Consider the following 11,735-nt stretch of genomic DNA (forward strand, 5'->3'; position numbering starts at 1 on the left):
AAATTAAACTTAAAATAATGGCCTCGACAATCCTTCCTTTTTTCTTTTCTTTTCATTCAGAATTAATTTTTTGAGGAATTATTTTATTAGTTTCTTTTATTTTTATTTATTTTGCTTGATTTACTGCTGCTAGTGAAAGCGCTCTTTCAAATAGTACGATTGTAAGACTTCACAATATGTTATTGAAAAAAAATTTCTCTAACAAAAAAATCAAGCAAGTTATTAAGTTATTTAATAATTACAACAAATTGCTTTCAACTTTAATTTTATTTCATAATTTAATTGAAATTTTACTTCCAGCAATTATTACTTTTATTTTAATGATTGCAAAAGTTGATCACGATCTTGTAATCTTAGTAATTGTTGTAAACACCCTTCTTTTGCTTTTTGTAGGGGAAGTATTTCCCAAAATTTTTGTTAAAAAAAAACCAGAATTATTTTTTATTAATAACTTTAAAAAAATTAATTTTTTTTACAGATTGGGTTATGGATTTAACTTTTTGCTTTTTTCAGTTTTTAAAATTAAAGAACCAGTTGCTGCCCCATATGACGAAAGAGAATTGTTAAGATTATTAGATTATATTGAAAGTGGTGGATTTATTGAAAAAAAAGAAAAAAAATTTATTCAAAATGCCATTATTTTTGACGATATTACCATAAAAGATAGTTATATTTCTTGAGATAATGTTTTAACGATTAACGAAGATGAACCAGTAAAAAATGTTTTTTTATATTTTGAGAAAATTAATTTTTCAAGAATTCCAGTTGTGAAAAAAGAAACAAATTTTCCAATTGCTTGAATTGAAGATAAAGATTTTTTTCTTGCATATATTAAAGAACAAAATAATTTAATTTTAAAAAATCATTTTTCAAAAAAATCTTTACTATTTGTTTATCAAAATGAAATAAAACAAAACGTTTTTAATAAATTAATTCAAAAAAACGTTTCCTTCGCGATTGTTTTGTCAGAAACTAACGGGAACATTTTGGGGATTATTTCCATTGAGGATTTAATCGAGGATATGTTTGGTGACATTAATTACGACAGAACGATTGATAATTTTATTATTTCTGACAATTTATTTATGAATTTTTTAGTTCATAAATATACACCAATAAAAATTTTAGAATCTCATTTATACTTAAAAGTTTTTAATGAAACAATTGAGTCAATTTCTAAAACAATCGAAGATAAAAGTAAATTTTTATTTTTTTATGATTTAATTAAATTACTTGAAAAAGATTCTGAAAAAATTATTAATTCTGAGAATACAAAAACAATATCTTTTGAAAAATTTACCATTTATTTATGCCCAATTCATATCAATTCCATTTTTTACTACGAGGTAAAAGTTAAAAGTAATAGGTGAGATAATGAAAAATAGCTATAAAAAACTTGTCTTAAAATATGTTTTTTTTAGCAATAAAGAAGTTTATCGATTTTTTTCTCGATTAAAGTGAATTTTATTTTCAGCAACTTTAAACTTTTTGGCTCTTCAACTTTTTGTTGTAAAAACTAAAGCGATAAGTGGAGGAATCACTGGAATTGCCTTGTTTCTTTTTAACTTATTTTCGATTCATCTTCAAGATAGTGCCAGAAATGATACAATTTTTTTATTTTTGATTCAACTTTTATTAAACCTTCCTTTTATTATTTTTGGATACTTAAAAATTGGTAAAAAATTTACCATTTTGACACTTTTTTACTTGGGATTTGAACTAATTTTCTCTCTTGGTTACAGCTACTTTAATTTAGAACAATATTTTGATTTTTTTAAAGGTAATAAAGGCGTAGATATTTCTGATGCATCCAAAATTATCTCTTGTTTTATTGGTGGAATTTTTTATGGTTTTGGATGTGTTTGTGCCTATAACGCCCTAGGATCAACCGGAGGAACTGATTTTATTACCGTTTATTACAATTACAAATACAATAAAAATATTGGCAAAGTAAACGCCTTAATTAATTCTTTTGTGGTTGTCATTGGAATTTTTATTTTATCAAAACAAAAAAATGCTTCAGTTAGTCATTTTTTTGGGGTTGAGTTACTAGCAACTTTTACTTTTTGCCTTACATATTCTTTTTTAATTGACAATTTCTTTCCACGACAAAAAAATGTTAGTGTTTTTATTATTACTTCGGATGAATTAAAAATTAAAGAAGCCTTTAAAGAAGGAAAATTTCAAAGAAGTTATACAAGAATTGATTCAATTGGTGCCTTTAAGGGAACGAAAAATGTGGTTCTTTTAACAACAATGACCATTTTTGAATATCATAAAATTATTGAAAAAATTAAAAAACATGATCCCAATGCTTTTGTTTTTGTTTCAAAAATATGAAGAATTTCTGGAAATTTTCGAAGAATTAGTTGGAATGATTAATTATTTTTTCCAACATCAATCCAACTCCCGCATCCTCATTAGAAGAATCAGTTTCATACTTACACACTTTTTTTAAATTAATATTACCATTTTTCATTTTTACGCCAATTCCGGCTCATTTTAAGATTTCATAATCATTATTTTCATCACCAAAGGCAATTACATTACTTTGAGGAATTTTATAATAATCTGCAACCACAGAGCAGGCAATATTTTTATTAATTTTTTTGGGATATACATGAATAATGACTGAATTTATCCCCACATTTTTTCAAACATTAAAAGAAACAAAATCACCAAATTTTTTTAATGCAACAAAATATTTTTCATATTCGATATGTGGTAAAGTTTCGATAAAGATGGCATTTGGATCTCTTTGACACTTTTTTAGATCACCAATTTTAATTGCTGATGCAAACTCTAATCAACAATTTACAAAAATTAGGTTACTACTCGTATTTAGATATGGCAAATCTTCACATTCTGCCAAAATTGCTTTATTATATTTTCTTATAAAAGGATTATTGATAATTTTTTGAAAAACAACATTGGGAATTTGAAAACTTTTATAGGTTTCTTTGCCATATGGATGATAAATAAAAGCGCCATTATATGAGGAAACTAAACTTTTAAGACCCAACATTCGGTAAATTTTTTCAATTGCTCTCGGGGGTCTGCCACTAATAATGATTACTTTATGACCCAAACTTTGCATCTTTTTAATAACTTCAATATTTTTCTTGGGAATTGTAAATCCATCATTTTTTAAAGTTGTGCCATCCAAATCCAAAGAAATTAAAAATTTTTTTTTCATTACTAACTAAACTTTAAAGTTTTTTTAATTTCTTTTAATTTTTTTCTTGCAATATTTCTCGCTTTAATACCATTTTTTTCAAGAACTTTTCCAATCTCTTTGTTGGTTACTTGACGATATTTTTTTTGAAAATTTGTTAAAAAATTTTTTACAATATTTGCAACATCATTTTTAAACTCACCATAACTTTTATCTAGATATTTTTCTTCACAAACTTTAATTTCAATATTCTCAAGAGCACAATAAATTGCGATTAAATTACTAATTCCTGGTTTTTTAATCTCATCATAAAAAATTTTATTTTCACTATCAGTGACACTTTTTAAAATTTTTTTTTTAGCAACTTCTGGATTATCTAATAAAAAAATCGTATTTTTAGGATTTTTATCACTTTTAGACATTTTTTTTAAAGGATCTAATAATTTCTTAATTTTTGCAAACTGATAAAGTTTAAATTTAAACAATTTTAAAACATTTTTGTGGCAATATTTGTTAAACTTACTAATCGTTGAAAAGGCAAGTTCAATATGATTTTTTTGATCAATTCCTCCAATTACATAATCTGGTGAATAAAGTACAATATCACTTATCATAAGAATTGGATAAGTCATAAGTGAAGCGGGAAATGAAACAGTTTTGTTTTCTTTTAAATATTTATTTTTTTTTTCTTTGAATTGAATCATTCTTGAAAGATCGCCATAACTTATAAATTTTGAAATAATGTAGGCAAAATAACCATTTTCTAAAACATCGCTTTGACGATAAATAATTAAGTTATTTTGATATTTTTCATACTCTAAAGCACAATATAAAATTTTTGCAATTTCAGAACTACTATTTTTAATTTTTTTTTCTTCAAATTCTTCCATTGTCAAGCCATGCAGATCAGCAATTAGAAAAATAAACTTATCTTTTTTATTCAAAATTTTTTTAAGTGGAAGAATGGAACCAATGTAATTTCCAAGAGTTATACTCCCAGTTGATGCAATTCCATCAAGATAAGTGACGCTTTTATTCGATTTCATTTTTATTATTTTAAAATAGAAAAATTTATTTCTTTTATTTTAAAAATTTTTTATGGTTTTTTTAAAATTTGTTTAAGAAAAAAAATAAAAATTTTTAAAAATAATTTAAAATAAACATGTAGTTTTCAAAGACTACAATCTCTAAGTGATATCTTATATTTTATTCTGACCAAGTTAAAATATTACACATCATTTATCACTTCTTTATACATAATTTATTGAATTTTTGGTCATAAAATTAAAATCAATAATTAATGTATTGTTTATTGATAAAAAAGATGCAAAATTCAGTAACATCTTCTTATCATAAATCTTGTTATTTTTTAGTTTAAGTATTTTAAAAGTCAAATAAGTTTTAACAAAGCACACCCTATAGGTGTGCTTTTTTTTTTGTAATTTTTTCCAAAATTTTTTATAATAAAAAAATATTATGGAAAACAACAAGAAAATAACTTCTGTTAAAGAAGTTTGATTTTATGATGTTATTTTTTTAGATATTAACAGTTATATTAAATTAATCGAAGAGTACTACAAAATTCTTGATAATGATGGCATTAATTACAAAATGTATCTTTATTATTTACGTTCAATTAGAAAACTTTTAAAAAAGCTTTTTAATTACTATAAAAACAAATACGTAGTATCTTTTCTTGAAGAATCTTTTGTAACTTCTGAAAAAATTATTGATTATTTAAATTTTTATAAAAAAATAATTTATTTTTATGAAAGACTAAAATATTTTTTTTCCTCATATGAACTTTTTTTAACAAATTTTGAAAGCCGTTCGAATGTTGCTTTAGTTTTGAAAAAATCAAAAATGGAAAGAATGGCTTTAAGAAATTTTAAAAGATTTGAAAGACATCTCTTTTACTTAGAAAATCAAAAAGATATTTGTCAAAAAAATATTCTTTTGTTAAACCATAAACTGGAAAAATTAGGGAAAAAACCTTAAAAAAGTTTTTATTTTTAAATTCAAAATATAATTAAATATGCATAACATTGAAGATTTTTTTTCTGAATTTAAAAAACAATATCAAACAACATCACCATATTCAAATATCAATCAAAAAGTTTTAACCTTTGAATTACCTTTTGCAGATAAGGATTATATTGAAAAAGTTTTTCTTTTAGCAAAAGAAAAATTTAAAACTTGAAAAATGACTAATACTTCAGTTTTGGTTCATAAAATGAAGCAATTTATCAAAGAATTGCAATTCAACCAAGATAAAATTATTTATTATTGTCATTTAGAAGCCGGAAAATCGTTAAAGGATGCTGAAACCGAATTTTTAAGAACAATTGAATACATTGAAACTTCAATTAATATTTTTCAAAATTTTCAAGACAATTGTTTTAATATGGATGAAAGAATGGCAGTTTTTTCAAGGCAACCTTTAGGGGTTGTTTTGGCAATATCACCCTTTAATTACCCAATTAATCTTTTGGTTTCAAAAATTGTTCCAGCACTTTTAATGAAAAATTGTCTTGTTATCAAACCCGCTTCTTCTGGTACTTTAACAGCAACTTATATTTTTTTATCCCTTCTAAATGCTGGTTTTGAAAGAGGAGTTGTTAATCTTGTTCCAGGAAAAGGTAAAGAAATCTCCGACCTTTTAATCAAAAATGAAAATATCAATTTAATTAATTTTACTGGTTCCACCCAAGTTGGCAAATATATTGCAAAAAGCACCTATTTTTCTCAATTAATTATGGAACTTGGAGGCAATGACCCAGCGATTGTTTTAGATGATGCAGATCAAAAAAACGCTGTAAAAGAAATTCTAAATGGAGCTTTTTCCTACAACGGTCAGCGTTGCACAGCAATTAAAAGGGTATATGTTCATGAAAATATTTTTGAAGAATTTTCAAAGTTATTAATTTCTGAATTTAAAAATTTAATAACTTTTTCTTCAAATATTGATGAAAATTCCAAAGTAACGCCATTAATTTCTGATGCTGCGGTTGAAAATGCCATGAATCTTTTAAGTGAGTCATTTAAAAAAATGAATCCAAACGACTTTGAAGTTTTTTCTCTAAACAATCAAATAACTGGGCAAAAAGTTGCCAATATGATTGGAAAAGAAAATTTATTTTTTAAGGAAAAAGATACTAACCTAATTTTTCCAACAATTATTCTCATTCATAATTCAAATTACGACACCTTAATTGAAAAAGAAGAACAATTTGCACCAATTTTGCCAGTCATAAAAGTTAAATCATTAAAAGAAATGATTAAACTTGCAAATAGTACTGATTATGGGCTTCAGGCATCAGTTTTTACCAAAAACATTAATATTATTAATCAATGTTTTCAAGAAATTGAATGTGGTACTTTAAATATTAATCAACAAACCAAAAGATCGCCAGATATTTTTCCATTTCAAGGAATAAAAAGTAGTGGTATCTCTCAACAAGGAATTTATCAATCCCTCATCAATAATTCTACAATAAAAGGACTTGTCATTAAAAAATAATTATGATTTCTGTTAACGATTTTTCTCCAGGGATTACCTTTCTTTACAAAAACAACATTTATCAAGTAATCGAATCATCACATCGAAGCACTGCTAGAGGTCAGGCTCATGTGAAAGCAAAGGTTAGAAACTTGAAAGATAACACGATCATCCATCTAACTTTTACCGGGAAAGAAAAAGTTGAAAAAGCATTTATTGAAAAGAAGAAAATTCAATTTTTGTATAACGAAGCAGACCTTTATTTTTTTATGGATTTGTCAAATTATGAACAATTTGAGTTTAATGCCAAAAATTTTTATCAAAAAAGCATTATTTTTTTAAAAAATGGTGACATTATTGATGGCTTATTTTTTGAAGGAGAAGTAATTGACTTATTTTTACCTTCAAAATTTTTATTAAAAGTTACTGATACTAAAGATGCAGTACGAGGTAATACCGCTCAAAATGCGCTAAAAGACGCAACTCTTGAAAATAATGTTACGGTAAAAGTTCCCTTATTTATTAAAAATAATGATGTTGTTATAATTTCTTCTGATACTTGTAAATATACTGGCAGATCTAATGAAAAAAAATAAAGAACTTGATTTTTTTTTTCTTAAAAAAACAAATATTACTTCAATATTTTTAGAAAAAAACAACATTCTTGAGTTTTTTTTGATTTCTTTTAATAATTTTTTTAATCATAAAATAAAAGTTAAAAAAATTTTATATTTTGAAGTTGATTATTTAAATATATCCTTAATTTTTTCTTTAAAAAAAACAACAAATGACTTTCTAGAAAAATGAGATAATTTTTACCTCTTTTTTCAAAAAGAACTAAAAAACACGCTTTCCTTAAATCTAGAAAAGTTTGGTTTTTCTTTTATTGATGAATAATATTTTTGACTCTTTTAGCGACTCAGAACTTGACGAATTAAAAATTACTCTAAAAAAATTTTCTATTTTAGAATACTTTAATTTTTTAAAATCTCTTTATATTTTTTTTCTCTTTTTAGATAATGAAATTGAATTAAAGAGTGATTTAGAAAAAGAATTGAACACGAAAAAACTTTTGTTATTGCTGGAAAAGAGCAACTTACCACTGAACGAAAAATTAACGGTTAAAAAAATGATTGAAAAGCAAAAATTTTTATTTTCGGTTTTAGAAAAAAAAATTTCTCACAATTGACCAATTTCCCGTCTTGGAAACTTAGAAAAAGGGATTTTATTAATTGGGACTTATTTTTTATATTATTCAAATAGTGAAAAAAATGATAAAAAAATTTTTAATAATTGCTTAAATTTAGCCAAGGCAACATGTGATTTTTCGGCCTATCGAATTATTAATAAATATTTAGATTTTTTTTATAATGAATTAGCTTTTTTAAAAAAAGAAACTCAAAATGGAAAATAAAATTTTTTCGGTATCTGAAGTTAATACTTATCTAAAATCAATCATATTACAAGATATTAATTTACAAAACTTAGCAATTCAAGGAGAAGTTTCAAATCTTCGCGGGATCACTAAAAGTAAATTTAGTAATTTAGAGTATGCCTATTTTTCCTTAAAAGACAATAATAGTGTTATTTCTGCCATTTCTTTTGCAAAGAGTGTTATTGAGGCGATTAAAAATAAGACTTTTACTAATGGTTCTACTGTTTTATGTATTGGAAGTGTTGATTTATATGTTGAGGGTGGTAGATATAACTTTAAAGTTACCGGTCTTAAAAATACTGGAGTTGGCGATCTCTATTTAGAATTTGAAAAATTAAAAAAATATTACTTTGATCATCATATCGCTACTAGAGAAAAAGCAATTATTCCCAAATTTTGTGAAAAAATTGCAGTGATATCTGGAGACAACAGTGCCGCTTACAATGATATTATAAAAACAATTCAAAGAAGGTTTTCTCCAGCAAGAATATTTTTTTACCCTTCAAAAGTTCAGGGCAAAGATGCAATTCAAGATTTATGTGAAAAAATTACTGAGGTTAATAAAAACGTTTTTGACGTCTTAATTATTGCCAGGGGTGGTGGTAGCATTGAAGATCTTTGATGTTTTAACGACAAAAAAGTTTGTGATTTAATTGCTAATAGTAAAATTCCCGTGATTACTGGAATTGGCCATGAAGTTGATATTACCATTGCAGATTTCGTAAGTGACATGACATGTTCCACTCCAACTGCAGCAGCAGAATATGCAACCAGAGTCACAAAAGAAGAATTAAATCAGCTTTTGTTACAAACACAAAACATTTTAAAAAATTTTTGAGACAATTATTTTTTAGAAAAAAAACATTTTTTACTTCAAATTTATCAAATGATTTTTAATGAAATTAAAATTTTGGTTCAAGTTAAAAAATATTTTTTTGATAATCAAAAAAACAAACTAAAAATTAATTTAAATAATTTAAGCAATCAACAAAAATTATTTTTTCTAAATATTTCTTTAAGACTTGCCAGATTAAATCAGTTATTTTTTGAAAAAAACGAACATTTTTTAAAAGATTCAAAAAACAAACTAATAAATCTAAAAAATCACTATTTTTTAAAAAAATTTAATTTTTTAAAAGAAATTGAAAGTAAATTTTATGAACTCTACAAAAACTTAGAAAATCGTGGTTTTATTGTAATTATTAAAAAAAATCAAGAAATTTTAAGAAGCAGCAAAGACATTAAAATAAACGAAGAGTTGTCTTTAAATTTTTTTAAAGAGAAAGTAAATGTTAGAACGAAGGTAATAAAAATTGAAAAATAATAAAACATATGAACAAATTGTTGAAGAATTAAAATTTATTGTTGATGAATTAGAAAATAACAAAAATTTACCGCTTGATAAAGCAATTAGTTATTTTGAGACTGCAAGTAATTTGATTTCTGAATGTGAAAAAAAATTAAAAGAAGCTGAAAATAAAATTAATAAAATTGAAATTTTTAAAGAAAAATAATTTTAATGAATTATTTTTTGGCAAAAAAAGAAATTAAAATTTTTGTTAAAGATTTTTTTTCTCAAAAATCAAGAAAAACTCAAAAAAAAATTATCAAAGTATTACTAAGCATCAATAAGAAAACCAATTACACCTTTTTTAATTTAACCGACACTTTTAATTATTTTTTTAGAAAAAATAATTTTTTTATCAAAAAAAATAATTTTTTTATTTATTATTTGACACTTTATGGAATTATCTTTTTTAAGGATTTAAACTATGAAGAATTTATTTATTTTCAATTTCTAAAAATTTTAAAATCAAAACTTACTTTTAAATTTAAAAAAACTAAAATTCAATTTAAATATCAAAAAAATTTAATGTTTTTTAATTACCTAGATTATTATTTACAAATTTTTGCCAATCTAAATTTTCAAAATTTATCGCAAAAAATTGTTTTTTATGACTATTATTTATTAATTTATTTTACATTTTTGTACCTTTTTATTGCCTATTTTCATCAATTTTTAGTTCCTAAACAAAATTATAGCAATGTAGTATTTCTTTTAGAAATTTTACAAAAATTGATTAAGTATGCAAAAAAAGTAAATATTTATTTTTACAATGATTTTCTAAAAAGAATAAATTATTGTCTTCCAAAAATTTAATTATTTTGTTAAAATAAAAAATATGAAATTTTTTAATAAAAAAAAATCAAAAATTGCGGCACTATTGGCAATTATTCCTTTCTTGGTGGGTTGTAGTACTTCTTATAATTATCCAGATATTACCAAAGAAAAATTAGAACGTTATGCTAAAAAAGCTCTAATTTCTTTTTACACAGTCGATCCTAATTCTCCGTCTGCTAAAAACACTTTTTTGGATAAGTGATTTTTAAGTTCAGATATAAGTCATTTAGAAAAACAAAATTTTGTCAATAAAGACAAAACACACAAAGAAAAACTTAGCGATTTTTACGCTTTTTTAAAAAGAGGCAATAATATGGAATATTTAAAAAAAGGAAAAAAAGGAGATTTTGTTCATTTGTTTGATAATTTTAATAAAAATTATCCTTCTTCTTCTAGATATATTGATCGTGATTTTTATTTTGAATTTTTCAATTTTTTTGCTTTTTCCTTTAAACCAATTTTATGAGTTTCTAACCCATATGATGGCTCACAAACAGATTCTTTGTGAAAATACAACAACGATTCCTTTGATAATTTTCTTATAGCAGATGCAACGAGTAGCATAACTAATCCAATATGAAGTTCCTTTAAGGATGCAGCTAAAGATCCTGAAAGTCAAGACTTGGATACTTTTTTTAAATCTTTTATTTACAGCTTTTATAAAAATGTTTATGAAGAATCTTTTTTTAATAAAATCTTCAAAGATACAGCAACTTTTGTAGTTTCTTGTTCTAACTACAAAGACGATAAAGGTGCTCAATCTTGTTCAATTCTTGCAAAAGCCCCATCTTTTAATGGTGGTATATACACTTTAAATTTTGCAATTGTATCTTTTAAAGGCGTTGATGTTCTTACAAAAAATAGCATTCAAACCAATTACGTAAAAAATAATAGTATTTTTATTGTTTCTTTTTACTATTTTAAAATATTAAGTGAACAAAAAACACTTAAACTATTATTACTTAACTTTTGATCTTTCATTAAATAAAAATGCAGCAATTTTATTCAAAAATAATAAAATAATTAACTTATTTTTTATAGATTTAAAAAATCAACCAACTCTTATTGATAAAAGTTTTTATCTAACAAAATACTTTAAAACAATTTTTGAATTTATTAAAAATGAAAAAATTGTTGTTATTGTTGAGAAGCCTTTTATTTCTTGATTCAAAAATAAAAATGTAAAAACAACATACGATTTAATTTTTCTTCAAGGATGAATTAGTAATTTTTTTAAAAATTACTTTACAAAACTTATCTTATTAAAATTTGTTTTTCCTCACGTTTGAAAACATGAACTTTTTGGATTTAATGTTTCCTGCAAAAAAGAAATAATTAACTATGTAAACAAAAATTTTAGTAAAAATTATAAAAATTCAGACATTTGCGACGCCTTTTGTATTTATCAGTATTATCAAAAAAAATTTTTATATTAATTTTTTTT

14 protein-coding genes are annotated in these 11,735 nt (G+C 23.5%); 12 read left to right on the forward strand and 2 right to left on the reverse strand.

Annotated elements, in window-relative coordinates; genetic code table 4:
- The first annotated feature begins 17 nt into the window (after positions 1-17).
- Positions 18-1,385 (forward strand): CNNM domain-containing protein, encoded by a 1,368-nt coding sequence (locus JTY60_RS01495; RefSeq protein ID WP_434414882.1) that lies wholly within the window; start codon positions 18-20, stop codon positions 1,383-1,385.
- On the forward strand, positions 1,375-2,382 hold the full coding sequence (locus tag JTY60_RS01500; protein WP_434414883.1) for a YitT family protein: 1,008 nt from the start codon (positions 1,375-1,377) through the stop codon (positions 2,380-2,382). The genes JTY60_RS01495 and JTY60_RS01500 overlap by 11 nt, the downstream gene beginning before the upstream one ends.
- On the opposite strand, the gene JTY60_RS01505 is transcribed toward JTY60_RS01500, so the two are convergent.
- Both JTY60_RS01505 and trpS read right to left on the reverse strand, forming a co-directional pair.
- Positions 2,366-3,196 carry a Cof-type HAD-IIB family hydrolase gene (locus tag JTY60_RS01505; RefSeq protein ID WP_434414345.1) on the reverse strand — a complete coding sequence of 277 codons (831 nt, stop codon included), beginning with the start codon at positions 3,194-3,196 and terminating at the stop codon, positions 2,366-2,368. The two genes, JTY60_RS01500 and JTY60_RS01505, sit on opposite strands and share 17 nt — an antisense overlap.
- Before the next feature lie 2 nt (positions 3,197-3,198).
- Positions 3,199-4,221, reverse strand: a complete 1,023-nt coding sequence (trpS, locus tag JTY60_RS01510) for a tryptophan--tRNA ligase (RefSeq protein ID WP_434414346.1) — start codon at positions 4,219-4,221, stop codon at positions 3,199-3,201.
- A gap of 430 nt (positions 4,222-4,651) precedes the next feature.
- On the opposite strand from trpS, the gene JTY60_RS01515 reads away from it, so the two are divergent.
- From JTY60_RS01515 to JTY60_RS01560, 10 genes are read left to right on the forward strand one after another with little or no spacing between them, the layout of a single operon-like run.
- Positions 4,652-5,173, forward strand: a complete 522-nt coding sequence (locus tag JTY60_RS01515) for a hypothetical protein (protein WP_434414347.1) — start codon at positions 4,652-4,654, stop codon at positions 5,171-5,173.
- A gap of 37 nt (positions 5,174-5,210) precedes the next feature.
- Positions 5,211-6,695, forward strand: coding sequence for an aldehyde dehydrogenase family protein (locus tag JTY60_RS01520; protein WP_434414349.1), 1,485 nt, complete (start codon positions 5,211-5,213; stop codon positions 6,693-6,695).
- A gap of 2 nt (positions 6,696-6,697) precedes the next feature.
- Positions 6,698-7,270 carry an elongation factor P gene (locus tag JTY60_RS01525; RefSeq protein WP_434414350.1) on the forward strand — a complete coding sequence of 191 codons (573 nt, stop codon included), beginning with the start codon at positions 6,698-6,700 and terminating at the stop codon, positions 7,268-7,270.
- Complete coding sequence (locus tag JTY60_RS01530) at positions 7,257-7,571, forward strand: hypothetical protein (RefSeq protein WP_434414352.1); 315 nt, start codon at positions 7,257-7,259, stop codon at positions 7,569-7,571. The genes JTY60_RS01525 and JTY60_RS01530 overlap by 14 nt, the downstream gene beginning before the upstream one ends.
- The gene (locus JTY60_RS01535; protein ID WP_434414354.1) at positions 7,561-8,088 is read left to right on the forward strand and encodes a transcription antitermination factor NusB; all 528 of its coding nucleotides are present in this window, start codon (positions 7,561-7,563) and stop codon (positions 8,086-8,088) included. The genes JTY60_RS01530 and JTY60_RS01535 overlap by 11 nt, the downstream gene beginning before the upstream one ends.
- Complete coding sequence (xseA, locus tag JTY60_RS01540) at positions 8,078-9,433, forward strand: exodeoxyribonuclease VII large subunit (protein ID WP_434414355.1); 1,356 nt, start codon at positions 8,078-8,080, stop codon at positions 9,431-9,433. Before JTY60_RS01535 ends, xseA begins: the two co-directional genes overlap by 11 nt.
- Positions 9,423-9,623, forward strand: a complete 201-nt coding sequence (gene xseB, locus JTY60_RS01545) for an exodeoxyribonuclease VII small subunit (protein WP_434414356.1) — start codon at positions 9,423-9,425, stop codon at positions 9,621-9,623. Before xseA ends, xseB begins: the two co-directional genes overlap by 11 nt.
- 5 nt (positions 9,624-9,628) lie before the next feature.
- A complete protein-coding gene (locus JTY60_RS01550) occupies positions 9,629-10,270 on the forward strand; it encodes a hypothetical protein (protein WP_434414357.1) in 642 nt (213 codons plus the stop codon).
- Between the two features lie 22 nt (positions 10,271-10,292).
- A complete protein-coding gene (locus JTY60_RS01555; RefSeq protein ID WP_434414358.1) occupies positions 10,293-11,279 on the forward strand; it encodes a hypothetical protein in 987 nt (328 codons plus the stop codon).
- Positions 11,224-11,727, forward strand: a complete 504-nt coding sequence (locus JTY60_RS01560; protein ID WP_434414359.1) for a hypothetical protein — start codon at positions 11,224-11,226, stop codon at positions 11,725-11,727. The genes JTY60_RS01555 and JTY60_RS01560 overlap by 56 nt, the downstream gene beginning before the upstream one ends.
- The last annotated feature ends 8 nt before the right edge of the window (positions 11,728-11,735 follow it).

Source organism: symbiont of Argiope bruennichi, assembly GCF_051094275.1.
Classification (GTDB): domain Bacteria; phylum Bacillota_I; class Bacilli_A; order Mycoplasmatales; family SG1.